Here is a 21,237-nt window from a genome sequence, read left to right on the forward strand (position 1 = left end):
CCCCAAGGGCTTTGTAGATCCGCTTCGCTTCCGGCGAGAGGGTGCCGGGGAAGCGGTACTTCTTGCCGGTCGCCGTATCCTCGATGACCGCCGACTGGACGTCCAGCAATGTCTTGCGTATCTGTTCCACCGAGAGGTTTTCGTTCTGCTGGATCCGGACCTGGTGCTGGAGGAACCGGTACATGGCGAAGGCGATGTAGCAGATGCTGACGTGGGACCGGATGCGTTTTTCGGTCCAGTGGTAGATGGGACGGATCTGCAGGCTGTGTTTCTGTACGCGGAAGGATTCCTCGATGTGCCAGAGTTCGTGGTACCGTCCGAGGACCCTGTGTGCGGTGTCGGCATTGATGCCGGGGAGGTTGGTGACCAGGCCGTGGATGCCGTCCCAGCGGCGCTCCTGTTCGATCTTGTCCGTATCCAGGACGTACTCCCCTCTGCTCTTTCTGTCCCTGGCTTTCATGTACCGGCGGGTGGCGCTGTTTTTGACGAGCCTGTCGGAGGGGATGCTCTCCTTGCCGCCAAGCTGAGCTTCCGCCCGCTCGACCTGCTTTTCCCGCTCCCGACAGTCCTTGCGGGCGCGGGCGGCGCTCCAGGAGAGAACCAGGGTGTCGCCTTCCTGCTGCCGTTCCATGGTCTTGATCATGAAGGTGGGCGCCGGGGCGTCTTCCGTTTCCGATCCCTTCGACGCTCCCCCGTCGCTCTCGCCTGCTGCGCTGCTGTCTCTTTCCGACAGGTCTTCCACTTCGGCGGACGTGGTGTTCCCCTCGTTGCCGCCGCGGCGATCGCGGTGCTCTCCATTGTTCCGTGTTCCCTCCGGATCGGCGGGATCGATGCCGGGGATGTAGTCGGAGCGGTCCAGGATCTCCTCGCGGACGGACCGCTTCATCCCTTTCAGCTTGGCGCCGAAGATGTAGTAGAACCCGCGGGAGGCGATCTCCGCGATATTGATCCTGTTGGACAGCCCTCTGTCGGCGACGAGGATGGTCTGGTCGGGCTTGAAGAGCGCGGCGAAGGAGTCCAGGGCGGCGAGCAGGGTCTTGCTCTCGGCGGTCTTGCCCGGGAAGAGTTCGTACCAGAGGGGCAGCCCCTCGCCGTCTGTGGCCAGCGCCAGCACGACCTGGGTCTCTTTGACCTTGTTGTCCTTGCTGAAGCCTGTCTGGCGGAGGTCGTCTTCCCTGAAACTCTCGAAATAGAGGGTGGTGACGTCGTAGAGCATGAGGGCGATCCTCCCTCCGCTCATCCGACGGGTCTTGTCGGCGATGATCTCTTTCACCAGTTTCTCCTTGTCGGCAAGATTGTCCATCATCCGGTAGATCCGGTCCTCCGATGCGGAGATATGCATCTTCTCCTTGAGGAAACGGGCGGTGGCGGATTTGCTGGCCGGGGCGACCACACGGCCGATGGCGCAGCCTTCCAGCATGTTCGTCTTGCCCCGCCCTTTGTCGCTGTTGCCGAAGATGAAATCCAGTCCCAGAAAGCGGTACATGGCACCGAGAATCTCCTTCGGTCCCTCGACGATGTGTTCCCGGTCCCGAAGTTTGCTCACATCGACCTGCGTTCCTTCAGGAACAGGGGCCTCCACATCACTGAGGTGGGGATGCTCGGTGTAGCTCTTTCCCTCCAGATTCAGCTGTCCGGGGTTTTCCATCTCGCGGATGATGGCCTCCCCGAGGCGGGTGAGTTCGGCGATCTGCTCGTCGGTGGCGGCGGTCCCCAGATGACGCACGATCTTCTGGCGGGGCTTGCCGTCCACGCGCCTGCTTTCGATGATCTGAACCGCCTTTTTGGGACTGTTGGGTGTGGATTTCGTTCTGACGTACATGAAGAGAGTGTAGCACGGGAGTCGGAAAAAGTCAATAGGGAATATTTTTAGGCACTACAAGTTGTCGCCAAAAAATAAACCCCTGGAAACACTGGATCCCCAGGGATTCGCGAGGGAAGTAGCGCGGAAGTCGGGAACAATCGCCGTGGCACAAAGCTGCCCCCTTTTGCCAAATTGCCCGTCCCTTTTGTTCTGCTCTTCGATTATCAGGAGTTTTCTACGCTCCAAGTCAATATTCGCCTCTTGCTCATTTTCAGCCATTTGCATAATACGCTCTGCACCATTCGATATTATGTCATTGTAATCTCTTAGCTTGCTTGGATGCGGAAGCGGCCCTTGGTGTAAACTTGAAAGTAGAAGAGCATTCTGCCCATTTTCTTCATCTTCGTTATTCCCACAACTATCGGCAAGAAACTCCTTACCACTGTGCTTCTTGCAGGACTTATCATCACCCTCAGTTTTATCATGAATCATTTAATTCTTGCCTTTTGCCCACTCTTTATTGGGTGTTCGCTTTGGTTGATGACTGTGTCGTCCATAATGCGCTTCAATATTCTTCCTGTTTCTCGAAAACTTTTTGAAGAGGAGAAGTCCTTGGTTGAAGGCATCTTCCTCATGCGCCTGATCCGGCTCTCTATACTTCTCATTGTTGGTTGCCCTGTTATTGAGAAGATGCTGACAAGACTGCTCTCAAGAATCTCTTTCTGGCGTTTCCTTGTCATTCCGGGCCCTCCTTCCTCTGCATTCAGTATAGCAGGTCAAAGAAATCTCTGAAGGTTATTTGATGGCACCTCAACAGCGGGATGGGTTCAGAGCTTTCCGCTATCGTTCTTGAGTTCCATCCAGATAATCCGTCCACCACTGAAAAGGTCAACCCGGATAAACAGGACTTTACATCAACTGTGCCAAGGGAGTGAACAAAAAATCCCGATGTTTCAAGGCTTCGTGGCTTCTGCCCTGAAACATCGGGGATTCCTGGTGGAGGCGCGGGGAATCGAACCCCGGTCCGACAGAGGCCGATCGTGGAAGCTCTACAGGCTTAGTTCCCGCTTTGGTGTCGGTCCGGCACTCCCGGGAACGGGATTGCCCAACCCAAGCTCCCTGATCTTAACCGGAAAGCCAGGAGCAGGGCTTCCCGGAGCAACCACCTTTTGTGACACTCACACTCCCACCGAGTGGTGCGGCGGGAGGGAGCGGGCTACATCAAACTATGCAGCCAGTGCGTAGTTGTCGTTGGCAACTATTTGTGATGCCGCTTGTTACGGGGTTGCGGCACCCCGACCTGCTCTTCCAGATCCTCCTTCTGCCGTCGAAACCAGTCGCCCCCATGGCCAACTGTCTATTCCTCGCCTTTCATACGGCGCTTTACCGCCCGATCCATCTGGCGTTTCGCGTCCCGCGAGGCGATGTCTTCCCGCTTGTCGTGGCGGGTTTTTCCCTTGGCGAGCCCCAGTTCCACCTTGGCCCACTTGTTCTGCTTGACGTACAGGGACAGAGGAATCAACGTCAATCCCCGCTCCTGAAGCTTTCCGATGAGGCGTCGTATCTGTTCCCGATGGACCAGGAGCTTTCTGTCTCGCAATGGTTCGTGGTTGTAGTAGGTGCCTTCCTTGTAGGGAGATATATGGATGTTTCTGAGCCAGAGCTCGTTGTCCACGACCCGTGCGTATCCATCCTTCAGGTTGACCCGCCCGTCGCGGATGGACTTGATCTCGGTACCTGTCAGTACCAGTCCAGCCTCGAAGCTCTCCAGTATGCTGTACTCATGCCGGGCTTTTCTGTTTTTGGCTACCAGTCGCTGTCCCATAGTGATCTCCAATGCGTATTGTACGCTTCCCGGTGGGGTACGTCAATATTTGTCAGTGCACCTGCCCTGTCCGAACATAGAAAAACAAACCCCAATAGAGCGGGGTTTGCTTTCTTTTGTCTTTGGTCGGGGCGAGAGGATTTGAACCTCCGACCTCCTAGTCCCGAACCAGGCGCGCTAACCAGCCTGCGCTACGCCCCGAGCGCGTTGTATTGTAGCAACCTCTCCGCGGTACGTCAATCACAAGCTCAGGTTGGTGGGGCCGATTGTGGCTTCCCCGAAAGACTCACTAAACCTGGATTCAGTAGTTGACCACAGACCGAATTCTGGTATAATCACCCCGAATGTCAAGGGAGGTTTACTTTTATGGACATAGGAAACCAGAGTTTCCGAATGAGACAGAGCCTTCAATCTGCAATCTCTGGGGAGCACAGCAACGGTGCCCCCTTCGGGCGGTTCTGCATATCCACAAGGCTGTACAGTCCCACCTGGTAACGCCGCAGGATTGTACCGGCGCTACCGACAGATCCTGCAGACCGCAGAGGCGGTCTTTTTTTATGCCTTCATAGAGACGAAAGGAGTCATGCCGATGGCTTATCTGCAGACAGCGAACGGAGCGCAGTGGAGCGGAGCGATCACCGGACCGACCGGGGTCACCGGGGAGCTGGTCTTTTCCACATCGCCTGTGGGGTATCCCCAGAGTGTCACCGACCCATCCTACTGCGGGCAGATCCTGGTCTTCGCCTTCCCCCTGACGGGGACCTATCCGGTGGACAGCAATCTGGAATCAGGGAGACCCTGGGTACGCGGCGTGGTGACGGGCACCTGTGACGACACAGCTTTCAAGCAGTGGCTCGCCGATTGGGGCATCCCGGTTCTGGAGAACGTGCCGACCCGGAGGGTTGTGGAACATATCCGTGAAGGCGGCACGGTCCGGGCCAGGATCGCCGGCGGGTCGACAGGGGGCACCGCAACAGCAAACCATCCATGTCCCGAAGGCAACCCCTACGTGGCAGAGACCAGCTGCGCCGAGGTCCAACGCTATCCGGGATCAGGCTGCCGTTTGGCCGTCATCGACTACGGGATCAAGGAGGGCATCCTCCGGTATCTCTCAGATCGCAGCGTGGAGGTCGTCCGCTTCCCCCACACTGTCACGCCGGAAGGGGTGCTGGCCTGTGATCCCGACGGGATCCTGCTTTCCAACGGCCCAGGCGATCCCCGCTTTCTCCGGGAAGAACGGGAAACGGTCAAAGGCCTTCTCGGGGCACGCCCTCTCCTGGGCATCTGTCTGGGACACCAGCTGCTGGCGCTGGCCTGCGGCGCCGACTCCAGGAAGCTCCCCTTCGGCCACCGCGGCGCCAACCATCCGGTGGTAGACTGCGCCTCCGGCCGGGGTGTTGTCACCAGTCAGAACCACGGATACGAGGTGGTCGCCGACTCGCTCGCCGGAACGGGCCTGTCCGTCTCCCACCGGCATCTTTCCGACAACACCGTGGAAGGTGTGGTCCACCCCGCCTACCGGGCACGGGGTGTGCAGTTCCATCCCGAAGCGTCTCCGGGGCCCACGGAGGGCCGCTGTATCCTTGACGATTTCCTGGCATCCATCTCGGAAAGGGAGGGTTCCTATGTGTAAGGCAGACCCGGCCACGATTTCGTCGGTGCTGGTCATCGGCTCGGGACCGATCCAGATCGGTCAGGGTGCGGAGTTCGACTACTCGGGGAGCCAGGCCTGCCGGGTACTCCGGGAGGAGGGGGTGCGGGTCATCGTCCACAACTGCAATCCCGCCACCATACAGACCGACCGGAGTTCCGCCGACGCCGTCTACTTCCGTCCCCCTACGGAGGAGGCGGTCGTTGATATCCTGCAGCGGGAAGAACCCGACGGGGTGATCGCCACGATGGGCGGCCAGCATGCACTGAACCTCCTGGTTTCTCTGGAAGAAAAGGGCCTATGGGAAGAGCATGGCGTGCGAATCCTCGGAACCGGTGCGGAATCCGTGCGGAACGCCGAAGGACGGCTTGCCTTCCGGACCGCCATGCAGCAGGCAGGGCAGCCTGTGGTGGAAAGCACCTACGTCAACAATACAGAGGAGGCCATCGCCTTCGCGGCGGAAACAGGCTATCCCGTGGTGGTACGCCCCGATTTCACGCTGGGCGGCCACGGCGGCGGCACCGCCTCCTCTCCGGAAGAGCTGCGGACGCTCGCGGAGCACGGACTGGCCGTATCGCCGACCCGCCAGGTTTTGGTGGAACGCTGTCTCAACGGATGGCGGGAGGTGGAATACGAGATGATCCGGGACGGCTCGGGAAACGCCCTCTGCGTCTGCACCATGGAAAACATCGACCCCATGGGTGTCCATACCGGAGACAGTGTGGTGGTGGCGCCGAATCTCACGCTGACGGACCGCCAGAACCACAGGTTACGCCAGGCGGCGCTGGATATCGTCAACCATCTGGACATCCGCGGCGCCTGTAATGTCCAGTTCGCCCTCCACCCCGACGGCGGCAGCTACCATGTGATCGAGGTGAACCCCCGGGCCAGCCGTTCCAGCGCACTGGCGAGCAAGGCCACAGGCTACCCCATCGCCCGGATCGCCACCAAGATCGCTCTGGGCCGTGGCCTGACGGAGCTCACCAACCCGGTCACCGGCGTTTCCAGCGCGCTGGCCGAACCGGCGCTGGACTATGTGGTGGTCAAGATCCCCCGCTGGCCCTTCGACAAGTTTCCCCGCGCTTCCACCAGGCTGGGGACGAGCATGAAGGCCACCGGCGAGGTGATGGCCATGGGGACAACCGTTGTGGAAGCGCTCCAGAAGGCCTTCCGCTCCCTGGAACTCCCCCTGCGCCTCACCGACAGGCTCTCCAGTGTCCCGGCCAGGGAGATCGAGGAGGGAGCGGCCACGCCTTCACACAAGCGTCTGCTCTACGTGACGGAGCTCCTCCGGCGGGGCTACAGCCCTATGGAGATCCGCGGGTGGACGGGCATCCAGCCCTACTTCCTCCGGCAGCTGGCCAAACTGACGGAATGGGAACACCGCTGGTCGGACGGACCACCTTCACCAACACGCTTCAGGGAAGGCAAGGCACTGGGCGTCGGCGATGCGGCCATGGCCGCTCTGAAGGGTGTCACCGAAGACGACATCCGGACAGAGCGAAAGAAACACGGCATCCCCACATTCCAGCCTGTGGACACCTGCGCGGCGGAGTACCCGTCGGCCACCGGCTATCTCTACGGCACCCACCTCCTCCACGCGCCCGGGGAAACGGGAGAGAGCGCAGACCGCCATGACGGGGAGAGCGTAGTGGTCCTCGGTTCCGGACCGATCCGTATGGGACAGGGGCTGGAGTTCGACTACTGCTGTGTCAAGGCTGTGGAAGCGCTCCAGAAGATCGGATACCGGCCGATCATGGTGAACAACAACCCCTCCACGGTCAGTACGGATTTCGACATCACCCCTGTCCTCTACGCAGAACCTGTCACCTACGAGGATGTGATGGATATCGTGGAACGGGAGCACCCCCTGGGTGTGTTCGGTTCCTTCGGGGGACAGACGGCACTGAAGGTGGCCAGGGCGCTCGACACAAGCGGTGTGCCGCTTCTCGGCAACAGCGCCGCTGTGGTCGATATCGCCGAGGACAGGAAGCAGTTCGCCCGGCTGCTTGACGATCTTGGTATCCCACAGCCCGCAAGCGATACAGCCACTGCAGCCGACGAAGCTCTGGACAAGGCGGAACGGCTCGGATTCCCGCTGATGGTACGGCCGAGCTACGTCATCGGCGGACGGGCGATGCGCGTGGTCCGTTCGCCGGCCGAGCTGGAAGGCTATCTCACCGAAGCCGTAGAGGCCAGTGAAGACCATCCGGTGCTGCTGGACTCCTTTCTGAAGGGGGTGGAATTCGAGATCGACGCGGTCTGCGACGGAGCGGACATCCACGTCCCGGCCATCATCGAACATCTGGATCCGGCGGGGGTGCACTCCGGCGACAGCATCGCCATGCTCCCCGCACTCTCCCATAAGGCGCTGCACAGCACCATGATCGCCTACGTCAGGGCCATCTCGGAACGGCTCGGCCTCAAGGGGCTCCTCAATGTGCAGTTCATTGTCAACGAGGGGACGGTGTATGTCATCGAGGCCAACCCCCGGGCGAGCCGGACGGTGCCGATCATCTCCAAGGTGACCGGCGTACCGATGGTGGAGCTGGCGGTCCGCGTCGCCATGGACGAACCGCTGCGCCGGCTGACACAGGAGACCGGCCCGGTGGAATGCGGAAACTGTGCCGTAAAGGTGCCCGTCTTCTCCACGGCACGTCTGGAAGGCGTAGAGGTTGCCGCAGGGCCCGAGATGCGCTCCACCGGCGAATCCCTGGGGGTAGCCTCCTCCATGGGCGACGCGCTGGCCGATGCTTTGGAGGGCGCCGGCTGGAAACGCTCCGCGATCAACGGCGTGCTTTTCTCCGCCTCGGAAGAAAGCAAGCAGGATGTCCTGCCGCTGGCTTCGTCGGCTCTGGACTATGGCTGGGAGGTCTACGCTACAGCGGGGACGGCGGCGCTGCTCGAACAGTGGGGTCTGGAAGCGACGAAAACCCTGGAAGACGGCACGGCGGTCGCCGGCTGTATACGGAACGGGGAGATCGGCCTGGTGGTCAACATCCCCAGGCAGGGCAACGACAGCTCTACAGCGGGATTCCGCCTCCGCCGACTCGCCGCCGAGTGGGGGGTTCCCTGCATCACCTCCATGGAGGTGGCGCGGGCCGTGTTCCCGGCCCTTTCCAAACGGAACGGAAGGTGTGGACCAAAAGCGGCATGAGTAATCCTTGTTCTGTTGTTGTCAAGCCCCGGGAAAGCCATTACAATACAGGTACCGACAAGTGCATACAGTAGACCTTCGACCTGTAGCGCCTCTCCGAGGGGCTGCGGGCGATAGGTGGCAGGAGCGATCCTGTCGCCCGCCGTGTTTTGCAAAGAAGGGGACCCGACAAGTGGGTCCCCTTTTGTTGTACCCAGGCACAGAAAGGACAGTATGGGTGCGCATTTTTGCGCAGGGCAAACGGTTGTACAAACATCCGTTCGATACTTCTTAGGGGGGACAAGTGTGATCGACAAGATGAAACTGCTCAAGGAATGGGACTACGAAGCGGTCGATGCAGACAGAGGCTATACGGGCAAAACGCTCTACCTCAATGTCGGCGACCAGCGTATGGAGGAAAAGCCCGTCACCGATGAAATGAAAGAGAAATTCGTCGGCGGCCGGGGTTTCGATCTCAGGCTGCTCTGGGACGCCGTCAACGAGAACACCAAGTGGGACAGCCCGGAAAACGAGATCGTCATCTCCGGCGGTCCGCTCTGCGGGATCACCCAGTATCCGGGAACGGGCAAGTACTACGCCGCGTTCATCTCTCCGCTTTCCAACCAGGTCTACGACAGCAACTCCGGCGGCCACTTCGCCCCGCTCCTCAAGTTCGCCGGCTACGACGCGCTGGAGCTGCAGGGGAAATCCGACCGGGACATCGTCGTCTTCATCGACGGCGACAACGGTAAGGTTCAGATCTACGAATCGCCCTTCGGTGACGATGTCAATGCCTATACCGTCACCAAACCGCTCCACGAATACTTCGCCGGCAACGAAAACGAACTGCGCTTCGTCTCGGTCATCTCCGCCGGACAGGCCGCCAACCACAGCTACTGGGGCTGCCTGAACACCAGCTTCTACGACGTGAAACGCAAGGACTTCCGCCTCAAGCAGGCCGGCCGCGGTGGCGGCGGAACGGTCTTCCGGGACAAGAAGATCGCCGCCCTGGTGGTCCGGAAGCGCAACTGGACCGGTCAGAGCACCGGCCCCGAGGATCCCCAGGAACTCCAGAAACCCGGCGCCAAGATCAACAAGGAGATCTTCACGCTGGACAACAAGATGAACCAGATGCGCAAAGTGGGGACCACGCACCTCAACCAGATCATGAACACCTACCACCTGCTCCCCACCAATAACTACAAGTACGGCCAGCATCCCGACGCCTGGAGGATGAGCACCGACCACTACAAGCGGCTCTTCACCCAGAACATCCCCGACGGATGCTGGATCGGCTGCACGCTGGCCTGCGCCCACGGCGTGGACCACTTCAAGCTCCAGACCGGCCCCTGGAAGGGCAAGGAGGTTCTGGTGGACGGTCCCGAGTACGAGACCGCCGCAGGCCTGGGCTCCAACATCGGCATCTTCGACCCCTTCTGGACCATCGAGGCCAACTTCTACGCCGACCATTACGGCATGGACACCATCTCCCTCGGTACGGGACTGGCCTTCGTCTGCGAGTGCTACGAGAAGGGCTTCCTCAACAAGGAGATCACAAACGGCCTCAATCTCAACTTCGGCCAGATGGACGACCTCATGGAGCTCATCCACCGCATGGGCGAAGGAAAAGACGAGTTCGCCAAGGAAGCCGCCAAGGGAATCAAGCACTTCAGCGAGACTGTCATCGAGAAGTACGGCGCGCCCCGCGAGATCGTGGAGAAGTTCGCCATGCAGGGCCAGGGCGTGGAGGTCTCCGAGTACGTCTGCAAGGAATCGGTGGCCCAGTGGGGCGGCTTCTTCCTGACGCTGAAGGGCCCCCAGCACGACGAGGCCTGGCTGATCTTCATGGACCGGGTCAACAAACAGCTCCCCACCTTCGATGACAAAGCCGAGGCGCTGCATTACTTCCCCAACTTCCGGACCTGGTTCTCCCTGGTGGGCCTCTGCAAGCTGCCCTGGAACGACATCGAACCGGCGGACAACAAGACGAAATACCCGCCCCAGGATGCCGCCAAGGTACCCGAGCACGTTGACAACTACGTCCGCATCTTCAAAGCCGTGACCGGACGGGACTTCGACAAGGACGAGATGATCAGGCAGGCCGAGCGGGTGTACAACTACCAGCGCGTCTTCCAGCTCCGTATGGGCAGGGGGACACGGGCGGACCACAATATCCCCGACCGCGCCCTGGGACCCGTCTTCTACGAGGAATGGATGGCCCGTGCCAAGTACTACGACGAGGAGCTCGAAAAGGCCGGCATCGATCCCGAAGGCCTGAGTGTGGAGAAGAAGATCGAGAAGCTTCAGGAGCACCGCCACAAGGAGTGGGAGAAGCTCAAGGACGCCGTCTACAAACGCCGCGGCTGGGACAGAAACGGCATCCCCACCCTCGAGAAGCTGCAGGAGCTCGGCATGGACCTCCCCGAGGTCGTTGAGGTTGTCAAAGCCAAAGCGAATCCGGAGGACAAGTTCGAGGACTGATGATCACCGTGAACACGGAGCCCATGGAGTGGCGTCCCGGCATGACCGTCAAGGACGTCCTGAAAGAAAAGGAGTATACCTTCCCCCTGGTGGGGGTGTGGATCGACGACGAACCCGTCCACCGGGACGACTTCCCTCATACGGAGGTCCCGGACGGAGCGAAGGTACAGGTGATCCACTCCATCAGCGGAGGGTAAGAACCGCACCAGACAGCGCAGCAATCAACGAGGCCGGGGGATGATCCCCCGGCCTCGTTTTCGCTGTTTCTCAAACATCCGGCAACGGTCACCCTTCGGAGCGGCGCCCGCGACGTGAGGCAGAAAAAGACCTCAGGCGTGGCCGTCCTTCCACTCCTGCTGCCAGGGAAGATAGCCCTTTGCTCCCGGAGCGGCGCTGCAGGGGATCTCCGTCCATCCCCATGGCGTGACGAGCAGCGCCCGGATCTCAACCCCGCGCCGGGCCAGTTCCAGCAGATGCCGCTGGTAGCGCATGACGTCGCCGGCGATCCAGTTGTCGCAGAGCAGCCAGACCTTCTTGCATCTCCCCTGCGAAAAGAGCGCCGCATGGTCGACAGCCATCCGCAGCCCTTCGTCGACGTCCATCGGCCCAAGAGCCAGGACCACCGCCTCCCTCTGGCCAATCCCCTCCGAAGGAGGCAACAGATCCGCGTAGGATGTGACCCAATCTATCTTGCCCAACAGCGACTCGGGATCGCCCTGGAAACGGCGCTCACCCATGCCGGGAAGCTCGTCCTCCGAGAGGAACCCATCCTGTACCGTATTGGTGATCATCCATTCCTGAACCTGCGCAACGAGAGATCGTATATAGGGAGGACATTCGGGACCTTCCATCGCCCGGAGCACCTGCCCCACCGTCAGCTGCTCCTCATCGCGGCCGTCGTTGCGGTTCTTTCCGTTCATCCTGTGGCTCATGCTGTATCCCTCCCTCACCCGTAGGTGTTCCACATGCAGGATACCACACCTGCCTCGTCTCCAGCTACCGTTGAGACTACGGACATTGGACAAAAAGCACATCCTCCCTGTACTATTCTGAATGTCATGTTCAGGAAGAGCCGCCAAGCCTGAACACCATACAGACAAGGAGTGGTCCCGATGCAACCGTCCGTACTCCGCGCCAACAGCAGTATTCTCCTGATGATCGACATGCAGGCCAAGCTCCTCAACGCTCTGCCGGCCAGAGAGGAGCTCATCGAGGAAACGGAGGTTCTGCTCAAATGCTGTTCCACCCTGGGTGTCCCCGTGCTCGCCACGGAACACTATCCCAAGGGATTGGGAGCGATCGATGCAGACCTTGCCAAAATCCAGGGAGTGACGGAGCACACCTTCGAGAAGATCCACTTCTCCTGCTGCGACGAGCCCGGCTTCCTGGAGGAACTGGCGGACTTCGAGCGCAACCAGGTCATTGTCTGCGGGATTGAAACCCATATCTGCGTGTACAATACGGTTATGCAGCTGCTGCAGGAAGGGTACACGGTAGCCGTGGTGGCCGAAGCGATCCGAAGCAGGAACTGGGAGTACGCCGAATACGCCGCCGACGGCATGCTGAGCGCGGGGGCCGCCGTTCTCCCCCTCGAATCGGTGGTCTACCAGCTTCTCGGAAAGGCGGGGACACCGGAATTCAAAGAGGTGCTCGCCATGATCAAGGAAAGGGCATAACAAAAACGTGACAGACTATCCGCTCCAATTTCTCCGGTTCCTGGGCACCTCCGGCGGACGCTTCACGATGCTCCACCAGGAACGTGCCTCCGGGGGGCTCTGGCTGCAGTCCCGGGGGTCCGCAGCGGTGATCGACCCGGGACCCGGAGCGCTTGTGCAGATCCACAGAGCCAGACCACAGCTCGCCCTCGAAGCAATCAACGCCCTCCTGCTGACGCATCGACATCTGGACCACAGTACGGATGTCAACGTCATCGCCGAAGCCATGACCGGCGGCGGTTTCAAGAATCAGGGGGCAGCCGTGCTGCCCGGGGACGCCCTCGACGAAAGCGAACCGATTCTTTTCGCCTATCTGCAGAGGCGCATCCGTCGCCTGCTGACCTGGGAGAACACCCAGCCCGTCACGCTCCGGCGGGACACAACGGTAACGCCCCATCTGCTCATCCATCACGGCGTGGAATGCTACGGACTGATCTTCGATCTCGCCCACGGAACGCGACTGGGGCTGATCAGCGACACCCGCTTCTTCCCGGGACTGCCTGCGCTCTTTGCGGGCTGCACCACGCTTATCGTGAATGTCACCTTCTCCAAACAGAAACCGGGCTACGACCATCTCTCCTTCGACGATCTCGGCCCGATCCTCGAGGAGGCCGCTCCACGACTCGCCATCGCGACCCACTTCGGCCGCGGCGCCCTGCGGGACAACCCCGACGAGCTGGTGCGGCGTTTCCGGAAAGAAGGACGGGAGGTGCTCGCCGCCGCCGATGGAATGGTGGTGGATCTCGAAAGCCACCGCCGGGTACAATAGAGGGACCCGGCCACAGAGGAAACAGCGACAAAGCAACCCATCAAAGGAGGATGGAAATGCCCTATATCGCCAAGAGAGCTCGTGAAGGAAAGACCGGCATCTTCGCCCAGGTGGACAGCTGGGTCCGCGAGGCGGCGGAAACCCGGGACGACCTCGTTCATCTCGGTATCGGCAGCCCCAACAGGATGCCGGCGTCGCATATCCTCGACGAGCTGGTCACCGCCTGCCGCCGCGAGGGCAACTACAAGTATCCCTTTATCCACCAGGCGCTCCCCCGGGCCATCGCCGACTGGTACAGCGACCGTTTCGGCGTACGGCTGGATCCGGACAGCGAGGTGCTGCCCCTGTGGGGAACCCAGGAGGGGCTCTCCCATCTCCCGCTGGCCCTGATGGAACACGGCGACAGCTGCCTGCTCCCCGATCCTGGGTACCCTATCTACCACTACATGCCCACCGTGGTGGATGGAGAGGGCATCCCCTTCTCTCTGCTGGAGTCAACGGGCTTCATGCCCGATTTCGACGCCATCGACGCGGAGTCGGCCCGGAAGGCCCGCTTTCTGCTGCTCAACTACCCCAACAATCCTCTGGGCAAGGTGGCCCCTCCGGAGGTGCTGGAACGTGCGGTGGCCTTCTGCCGGGAACACGACCTTCTGCTGGTCTACGACAACGCCTACTGCGAGCTCACCTACGACGGTCGGCGTGCCCCAAGCGTGCTCCAGGTGGAGGGCGCCAGGGAGTGGGCTGTGGAGTTCAACTCCTTCTCCAAGACCTTCAACCTCGCCGGGATGCGGGTGGGCTTTATGGTCGGCAACCCGGCAGTGGTGGGCGCCCTGAAGCAGCTCAAGGGAAACATGGACTACGGACTCTTCCGACCGGCTCAGGAGGCCGCTGTAGCGGCCCTGACCAATCCGAAACGCGATGAGGTCATCGCAGGGGTCAGGCAGCTCTATCAGGACAGGCGGGACGCCTTCATCGCGGCGGCCTCGGAAGAGGGATGGGAGATCGAACCGCCGGAAGGAAGCATGTTCATCTGGGCCAGGGTGCCGGGAAGCGGCGACGACGTGGCCTTCACCTCCTTCTGCATCCGGGAGGCCGGGGTCGCCGTCACCCCGGGGAGCGGGTTCGGTCCCAGCGGCAGGGGCTATGTGCGGATCGCCCTCGTCGAGGAGATCCCCACACTCCGTCAAGCAGCAAGACGTATCGGAAGGGCGCTCTCGAGCTGGGAGAGGGAACGCTCGCAAGCACGGTAAGCCTATGGAGGTGACCCTATGATCATGAACAGGATGCGTGCCCTGGAACTCCACAGGAAGGCACGCGGAAAGATCCAGGCCTATCCGACGATCAACGCCAACACCGAGGAGGACATCGCCCTCGCCTACGTACCTGGAAGCATCGTCGCCGCCGAGGAGATCCAGAAAGACCCGGAGCAGAGCTTCGAGTATACCGGGCGGAGCAACCGAATCGCCGTGATCTCCGACGGAAGCGCCATCTTTGGGCTCGGCGACGTGGGCCCCCTGGCCGCACTTCCCGTCATTGAAGGCAAGTGTCTGCTCTTCAAGCTCTTTGGGGACATCAACGCGCTCCCGCTCTGCCTGGACTGCAACGACCCCGATAACATGGCGCTGGTAGGGCGTACCATCGCACCGAACTTCGGAGCCATCAACGTGGAGGACGTCTCCAGCCCCAATACCTTCACCCTGGTTCGGGAGCTGCAGAGCCGGATCGATATCCCCGTTTTCTGCGACGACCAGCACGGCACGGCGGTGGTCACCCTCGCCGCACTGAAGAACGCTCTGGAAATCGTGGGAAAGAATCTCGAGGAGACAACCATCGCCCTGAGCGGTGCCGGCGCGGCGGGGATCGCCACAGCGGAGCTGCTGATCGCCGCCGGGGCCAGGAACATCATCATGGTGAACGCCAACGGGATCCTCGACGAGGAAAACATGCGGATGAACCACATCCAGGAGGACCTCTCCAAGCGGCTCAATCCGGAACAGCGGAAGGGACATCTGAAGGAGGCCATGAAAGGCGCCGACATCTTTATCGGGCTCTCAAGAGGGGGAATCGTCACCCAGGAGATGGTATCCTCCATGGCGGAGCGGCCGATCGTGTTCGCACTGGCGCTCCCCGATCCCGAAATCATCCCCGAGGAGGCCATCGCCGGCGGCGCCGAGATCGTCGGGACCGGCGGTTTCGAGGAATCGGCCAATCCGATCCCCAATCTCCACTCCTCGCCGCCGATCCTGCGGGGAGCACTGGACATACGCGCCACGACGCTCACGGAGCACATGTTCCTCGCCGCCGCCACCTCGCTGGCAAGCCTGGTGGACCGGAGACGACTCTCTCCGCAGCATATCATGCCCGATCTCTTCTGCGACGAGGTGGCGCCCCGCGTGGCGGAGGCCGTCGCCCAGGCAGCCGTGGCCGACGGCGTCGCGACCAGGCCGCTCAAGGAAGGCGTCGTGTACGACCAGACCTGGCAGCGGATCTACGGCGCCACCATGTCGCGGATCTGAGGCCCTTCATTGCTGCACTGGAGAACGTGACCGCTCGTAGTCAAGCAGACGCTGTTTGAGGGGCGTACCTCTGGGCCCGCCGTAGCCCCGGAGGTCGCCCTTCGTTCCGATCACCCGGTGACAGGGGACAAAGAGCGGCCAGGGGTTGGCGCGCATGACAGCCCCGACGGCCCGGGCGGCGCGGGGCGACCCGGCAGCTTCGGCAAGCCCTTTGTAGCTTTCTGTTCTCCCAAAGGGGATCTGCAGGGCCTCGCGGTAGACCGCTGCGGTAAAGGGTTTCACCGGCTTCGTCGCCAGCAGCACCGCCCCGGGGAGTTCGCCGGCCCAGACCCGCCGCCAGGCCCTTTCCAGCCACCCCGGAAGCGGCAGGTCATCGCTTTCGCCCCTATCCTCCGCCCGGGACAGGGCCTCCACGGCATGAAGCCCCTTCTCGGACCACCAGAGCCGCCACCGGCCCACCTCACCCTCCACTGTCGCGGCTGAGCAGGGCTTCCCTTCCGGTAGATACAGGATGGAGCATCCGGAACCATTCAGGACAGGCACCGCCTCCCGGTGGTTCACGACCATACCCCCCATCTTGCAACGAACAGAAGCGTTCCCAGCACGGTAACATAGAGAGAGTGGCGCTCGCTGGTCCAGAGCACACCCTGGACAACAGCCCCCTGCAACGCCGTTCCAAACCGCCGGAAGGAAGGAATGAGGGCCGGCGTCTCCGCGGCGTAGGCGTGGTAGACCTCTCCGAAGCGGCGGCCGAGAAAGCGTTCCTCTTCGGGGATGATCAAAAGACCGTAGAGCACCAGAAAGACCAGAGCGAAGCAGACCATCCCGATCATGGTGGCCGACATCACCGCCCAGCCGAGGCCGATCAGACCGTTGCCGAGATAGAGCGGGTTCCGCACCAGTGCGTAGGGACCCCAGGTGACCAGCTGCGGCGCTTTCAGCTCCTCGCCCCGGTAGACACCGATGACAGCGGCGGCCCAGAAACGCAGTCCCTGTCCCGCGCAGACTAACGGCAGCCCCGCAAGGAGCGAGATCACCGTCGGACGCGCCAGCACCAGCAAAAGGAGGAAACAGAGGGTCCACACCCCTCCCCGAAGCTTGAAGGCCTTTCGGCCCAGGGATTCCCTACCGCCCCCATGCATCGTCCGCCCCCCCAGCCCTTCTGGCCTTGGCATTGCACCGGCTGTCATACCGCCGGCGCCTGAGAATCAGTCGGGCGGCCTCCCCGAGATGGCGGGCGACAAGCATCGGATAGGGCACGGGCCGCATCCTGGAACGCAAACGCCGATGGGTGACGGCACCCTTACCGGTCGCCACAAGTACGGAGGGGAGGCCGAGACGACGGGCCAGCAGCATGTCCGGGACGCCGTCGCCGACAACCCAGCTGCCCCGGAGGGTGACGGGATGTCGGGCGGCGGCCTCCAGGGGCATGCCTGGTTCGGGCTTCCGCCTGCGGGGAGGGGAAAGGAAGGGTTTCCGTGACGGCGGGTGGGGACAGTGGAGCATGGCCTCCCACTCCACGCCTCCCTCGCGGAAGCGGCGCCGCAGCTCCCGGTGGGTTTCACCGACAAAGCCTTCGGAGAAGAACCCCCGGCCGATTCCGCTCTGGTTGGTGACCAGCACCAGCGCATACCCCGCCTGCCTGAGGGAGGCCAGAGCCCGGGCGGCGCCGGGGAACACCGTGAGGTTGTCGAGGGTATCCAGGTACAGCACATCCTCGATGATCGTGCCGTCCCGATCGAGAAATACGGCGGGTCGTCTACTGGACCTTTCCACTGCTCATCTCCATGAGCGCATCGATATAGGGACCGAGGTGTCCTATCGAGGGCTTGACCTCCTCTCTGAGGCGGAAGGAGAGCTCGAAGAACTTCCCTTCCTCCAGAGCGGGCACCGCCTCCTGAAGGACTGCAGCGAGCTTCTTCCTGGTGGGTGCGAACTCGCCGTCGAGCACCTCGCTGTCGTCGATACCGAGGAGCTTCTGGGTATTCTCCAGCACCTGGAGCACCCAGCTCACCCCTTCGGTGGCCTGCTGGAGCTTTTTGAGTCCCTCTTCCTGCTCCTCGGCTTCGAAATGATCGGCGATCTCGTCAAAGCCCTTCTGAAGCGGTTCCAGATAGGCCTTGCTGCTTGCCAGGGAATCCTGGATCAGCTCCCGGACGTTCCGGGTCTTCACCGACAGCTCCTGGCCTCCTGTGGCCGAAAGAAAGACGTCGGGTTCCATGGCCTCCCCATCGAGCGTTACCTCCACGGGGACACACTGCTTCCTCTTCAGGTCGCTGTTGAGCGCCCTCCAGAGCTGTTCCTTGTCGGCCGGGTCCACACCCTCCGGCACAACCCATTCCTCATGATCTACCAGTATTCGCAAGGGTTTCCCTCCTTCATTCCATACGCAACGGCAGCGCAATCCCCGGGGGCTACCCGCACAGCGCGTCTTCAATCAACGCACAGAGGGTGTGTCCCCAGAGAATGTGCACCTCTTGAATCCGGGGGGTCTTCTCTGAGGGAGCCTGGAGCAGGATATCGCACAGGGGCGCCATAGCGCCGCCGGTTCTCCCGGTAAGGCCGATGGTGGCCACCCCCTGCCGCCGGGCCGTTTCAAGCGCCGCCAGGACGTTTGGGCTGTCCCCGCTCGTAGAGAGGGCCACCAGGGCATCGCCATCCCCGGCCAGTGCTTCGAGCTCCCTGGCAAAGAGCCGGTGGAATCCCATGTCGTTGGCCACAGCTGTTACGGTGCTCGCGTTGGTCCCCAGAGCCAGCCCGGCCAGTGCCCGTCTGGCTCTGGCGAAACGCCCCTCCAGTTCGGCGGCCAGATGCTGCGCGTCCGCCGCGGAGCCGCCGTTTCCGCAGAAGAATACCGTTCCCCCCGCTTCAAGCACGGCAATCAGCCGCTTTGCCGCAACAGCAAGCCTTGGCGCCGCCGAACCGGCCGACTCCCTGTAGACAGCCGCCGCCTCGTTCAGGATCTTCCGTACCGTCGCTTCCATAGCCGCCCCTCCACCTGCGTGACCTCGGTCATTGTACCATGCCGCAGGTCGTCGTCCCGCGTTCAAGCAGAAGGCGCCCCACTCCGATACAGGGAGCGGAGGTTTTCTCGATTGAGACCTCCTGGTATGTTGCTACGTTGGGAACACAAGGGGGGACAGCCATGTCCGGGTACGACGAACCGATGTTCCAGATGCCTGGAATCAGCAGCGGTATACAGTGGGGCGACATGATCGACGAGATCATGAATGCCGCCCGCGCACCGAAGGAGCAGTGGGAAGACGAAAAAGAGGAACTGCAGCTGGAAAAGAGTCTCTTCCAGGAGTTTGACCAGTCGCTGGACAACCTGCGGAGCACGCTGAGCACCCTGAAACGGGAAGGGACCTACAACACGAAGCAGGCCGAGTTCACCACCCTCAGCCCGGCGGGCACCGACAGCAACGCCATCATGACCGCCGAAGCGGAGCCCGGGGCGGCCATCGGACAGTGGGACATCCAGGTCAACCAGGAAGCCATCGCCAAAAAGCGCATCGGAACCCAGTTTCCTTCCTCAAGCGACCCCCTGGAAGAAAGCGGCACGCTCCGTATCCACGTGGGCGCCCAGTGGGCGGAGATCGATGTGGCCACCTCGGACTCGCTCCAGGAGATCCGCAACAGCATCAACCAGGCCCGCGGACCCGGGGGATCGCCGCTGGCGGTGGACGCCGAGATCATCGACGGCCGGCTGGTGCTGACGAGCTCCCAGACCGGCCTCGGCAGCGTCTCCCGTGACACCGACGCGCTGGTCCGGTCCGGCGAGGGCTACGACTACGTACCGCTCAAGGCGGGAGGCGACACGATCGATCCGGCCGCCTCCACACCGGATATCAGCGAGATCAGCTACGGCGACACCACCTACACCGAAGCCGACGGCGACTTCACCTTTGACGAGAGTACGGGAAAGATCACCTGGAGCGCCGCCGATGCTCCTCCAGAGGGCGCCACCTATGTCGTCGAGTACGCCAGTTCCTACGAAACCTATGACAACGTCTTCTATCTGGAGGATTCCTCCGGTACACTGGTCAGCGACCTCGGGCTCGACGCCGGGGGCGACCAGATCATCGAGGCCCAGGACGCCGATCTGACGGTCAACGACGTCACCAACATCAGCCGCTCCAGCAACGAGATCGACGATCTGATCGACGGCGTCACCCTCAACATCCAGGGCGCGGGCGAGGTCCGGATGGACATCACTCAGGACCTGGAAGGCGCCGTGAAGGGCATCCAGAGCTTCGTGGAGAAGTACAACGAGACCATGGAGTGGATCAACATCCGGGTCTCCGAAGAGCGGGTGGACAACCCCGAGGAGGACTACGAGAAACGGCTGGGGCTCCTGCGGGGGGAACCGATCCTCTGGCAGACCAAATCGCAGCTCCGGCAGAGGCTCTCCAACCCTGTGGAGCTGGCCGGCCCATTCCGGACGCTGTCGTCCATCGGCATCACCACCGTCTCCACGGACTACGGCAAGAGCGGCAAGCTGGAGTTCGACTCCGACAAATTCATGGAGGCCATGACCCCAGGCGGCACGGCCCTCCACGACCAGTGGATGACCGACCAGTTCTCCGACACCACCGGTGAGATCCAGCCGCTCAGCGGCGCCGAGTTCTCCGGCGGCACCTTCTACATCGGCGTCGGCACCCAGAGCGGCGCGGTGACGGCCGCTTCCGACGATTCGCTCTCCACCCTGGTGGACCGGATCAATCAGGCCACCGACAGCACCACCGGCGAGGATCTGGCGGTCAATGCCTCCATCATCGACAACCGGCTGGTCATCCGGAGCGATGAAACCGGCGAGGAGAACGCCATCTCCTTCACAGACACCGACGGCGTGCTCTCCCAGCTGGGGATCGATGTCTCCGACCCCGACGACACGGAGCACCATATCGCCCCCGACCAGTCCTCCGCCTACGTGACGGAGCTGATGACCACAGCCATGGGCAACCTGGACACCTACCTGGGCTTCATGGTGGACAGCGCCCCCATCGAGATAGGCAGCGAGACGGCCCCGAAGGGCCGGGTCCCCAGCGAAATCAAGTTCATCGAAAACCGGATCGACGACATCGACGAGCGGATCGCCGATTTCGAGAACCGGATGGCCGTCAAGGAGCGCGGTCTCTGGGAGCAGTTCTCCCAGATGGAGCAGGCCCTGGCCTCTATCAATGAACAGTACAAATATCTGGCCAGCACCACCGGCATGATGAGTGGCATGGCCCAATCCGCATCCAGTTCGGGATAGGCCGCGCATCTCCGCAACACGGCACAAAACGCCCGGGCGACTCCGCATCACACGGAGGCACCCGGGCGTTTTCTCATGCCCTG

At 61.9% G+C, this 21,237-nt stretch carries 19 protein-coding genes, 1 tRNA gene and 1 other RNA gene; 9 read left to right on the forward strand and 12 right to left on the reverse strand.

Annotated elements, in window-relative coordinates; genetic code table 11:
• From K9L28_02500 to K9L28_02525, 6 genes are all read right to left on the reverse strand, one after another.
• A partial coding sequence (locus K9L28_02500) for an IS1634 family transposase (protein MCF7935202.1) occupies nucleotides 1–1,822 on the reverse strand: 1,822 nt, incomplete at its 3' end.
• Between the two features lie 54 nt (nucleotides 1,823–1,876).
• A complete protein-coding gene (locus tag K9L28_02505; GenBank protein ID MCF7935203.1) occupies nucleotides 1,877–2,296 on the reverse strand; it encodes a DUF2335 domain-containing protein in 420 nt (139 codons plus the stop codon).
• Entirely contained in the window at nucleotides 2,293–2,544 is a 252-nt protein-coding gene (locus K9L28_02510; GenBank protein ID MCF7935204.1) for a hypothetical protein, read from the reverse strand. The genes K9L28_02505 and K9L28_02510 overlap by 4 nt, the downstream gene beginning before the upstream one ends.
• 254 nt (nucleotides 2,545–2,798) lie before the next feature.
• Nucleotides 2,799–3,149, reverse strand: a transfer-messenger RNA (tmRNA) gene (gene ssrA / locus K9L28_02515).
• Nucleotides 3,150–3,161: 12 nt separating this feature from the next.
• Entirely contained in the window at nucleotides 3,162–3,629 is a 468-nt protein-coding gene (smpB, locus tag K9L28_02520) for an SsrA-binding protein SmpB (protein ID MCF7935205.1), read from the reverse strand.
• Between the two features lie 123 nt (nucleotides 3,630–3,752).
• Nucleotides 3,753–3,830 (reverse strand) — tRNA-Pro (locus K9L28_02525).
• Nucleotides 3,831–4,218: 388 nt separating this feature from the next.
• Here K9L28_02525 and K9L28_02530 point away from each other — a divergent pair.
• From K9L28_02530 to thiS, 4 genes are all read left to right on the forward strand, one after another.
• Nucleotides 4,219–5,262 (forward strand): carbamoyl phosphate synthase small subunit, encoded by a 1,044-nt coding sequence (locus K9L28_02530; protein ID MCF7935206.1) that lies wholly within the window; start codon nucleotides 4,219–4,221, stop codon nucleotides 5,260–5,262.
• Entirely contained in the window at nucleotides 5,255–8,437 is a 3,183-nt protein-coding gene (gene carB, locus K9L28_02535) for a carbamoyl-phosphate synthase large subunit (GenBank protein MCF7935207.1), read from the forward strand. The genes K9L28_02530 and carB overlap by 8 nt, the downstream gene beginning before the upstream one ends.
• A 288-nt stretch (nucleotides 8,438–8,725) precedes the next feature.
• Complete coding sequence (locus K9L28_02540) at nucleotides 8,726–10,897, forward strand: aldehyde:ferredoxin oxidoreductase (GenBank protein MCF7935208.1); 2,172 nt, start codon at nucleotides 8,726–8,728, stop codon at nucleotides 10,895–10,897.
• Complete coding sequence (gene thiS / locus K9L28_02545; protein MCF7935209.1) at nucleotides 10,897–11,094, forward strand: sulfur carrier protein ThiS; 198 nt, start codon at nucleotides 10,897–10,899, stop codon at nucleotides 11,092–11,094. Before K9L28_02540 ends, thiS begins: the two co-directional genes overlap by 1 nt.
• 132 nt (nucleotides 11,095–11,226) lie before the next feature.
• On the opposite strand, the gene K9L28_02550 is transcribed toward thiS, so the two are convergent.
• A complete protein-coding gene (locus tag K9L28_02550; GenBank protein MCF7935210.1) occupies nucleotides 11,227–11,829 on the reverse strand; it encodes a hypothetical protein in 603 nt (200 codons plus the stop codon).
• A gap of 180 nt (nucleotides 11,830–12,009) precedes the next feature.
• Here K9L28_02550 and K9L28_02555 point away from each other — a divergent pair, with 180 nt between their 5' ends.
• Genes K9L28_02555 through K9L28_02570 form a run of 4 tightly spaced genes read left to right on the forward strand, consistent with a single transcriptional unit; the run spans nucleotide 12,010 to nucleotide 15,897 of the window.
• A complete protein-coding gene (locus K9L28_02555; protein MCF7935211.1) occupies nucleotides 12,010–12,573 on the forward strand; it encodes an isochorismatase family protein in 564 nt (187 codons plus the stop codon).
• A gap of 7 nt (nucleotides 12,574–12,580) precedes the next feature.
• A complete protein-coding gene (locus K9L28_02560) occupies nucleotides 12,581–13,381 on the forward strand; it encodes an MBL fold metallo-hydrolase (protein MCF7935212.1) in 801 nt (266 codons plus the stop codon).
• 56 nt (nucleotides 13,382–13,437) lie between these two features.
• Nucleotides 13,438–14,631, forward strand: a complete 1,194-nt coding sequence (locus K9L28_02565) for an aminotransferase class I/II-fold pyridoxal phosphate-dependent enzyme (protein MCF7935213.1) — start codon at nucleotides 13,438–13,440, stop codon at nucleotides 14,629–14,631.
• Nucleotides 14,632–14,649: 18 nt separating this feature from the next.
• Complete coding sequence (locus K9L28_02570; GenBank protein ID MCF7935214.1) at nucleotides 14,650–15,897, forward strand: NAD-dependent malic enzyme; 1,248 nt, start codon at nucleotides 14,650–14,652, stop codon at nucleotides 15,895–15,897.
• A 6-nt stretch (nucleotides 15,898–15,903) separates the two neighbouring features.
• Here K9L28_02570 and K9L28_02575 read toward each other — a convergent pair whose 3' ends face one another.
• Genes K9L28_02575 through K9L28_02595 form a run of 5 tightly spaced genes read right to left on the reverse strand, consistent with a single transcriptional unit; the run spans nucleotide 15,904 to nucleotide 18,881 of the window.
• The gene (locus tag K9L28_02575; GenBank protein ID MCF7935215.1) at nucleotides 15,904–16,464 is read right to left on the reverse strand and encodes an MGMT family protein; all 561 of its coding nucleotides are present in this window, start codon (nucleotides 16,462–16,464) and stop codon (nucleotides 15,904–15,906) included.
• Complete coding sequence (locus K9L28_02580) at nucleotides 16,455–17,039, reverse strand: isoprenylcysteine carboxylmethyltransferase family protein (GenBank protein ID MCF7935216.1); 585 nt, start codon at nucleotides 17,037–17,039, stop codon at nucleotides 16,455–16,457. Before K9L28_02580 ends, K9L28_02575 begins: the two co-directional genes overlap by 10 nt.
• A complete protein-coding gene (locus K9L28_02585) occupies nucleotides 17,023–17,673 on the reverse strand; it encodes an HAD family hydrolase (protein ID MCF7935217.1) in 651 nt (216 codons plus the stop codon). Before K9L28_02585 ends, K9L28_02580 begins: the two co-directional genes overlap by 17 nt.
• Nucleotides 17,657–18,262, reverse strand: a complete 606-nt coding sequence (locus K9L28_02590) for a hypothetical protein (GenBank protein MCF7935218.1) — start codon at nucleotides 18,260–18,262, stop codon at nucleotides 17,657–17,659. The genes K9L28_02585 and K9L28_02590 overlap by 17 nt, the downstream gene beginning before the upstream one ends.
• A gap of 49 nt (nucleotides 18,263–18,311) precedes the next feature.
• Nucleotides 18,312–18,881, reverse strand: a complete 570-nt coding sequence (locus K9L28_02595) for an SIS domain-containing protein (protein MCF7935219.1) — start codon at nucleotides 18,879–18,881, stop codon at nucleotides 18,312–18,314.
• Nucleotides 18,882–19,042: 161 nt separating this feature from the next.
• Between K9L28_02595 and fliD the strand changes: the two genes are divergently transcribed.
• A complete protein-coding gene (gene fliD, locus K9L28_02600) occupies nucleotides 19,043–21,154 on the forward strand; it encodes a flagellar filament capping protein FliD (protein ID MCF7935220.1) in 2,112 nt (703 codons plus the stop codon).
• The last annotated feature ends 83 nt before the right edge of the window (nucleotides 21,155–21,237 follow it).

The organism is Synergistales bacterium (genome assembly GCA_021736445.1).
In the GTDB taxonomy this organism is placed as follows: Bacteria; Synergistota; Synergistia; order Synergistales; family Aminiphilaceae; genus JAIPGA01.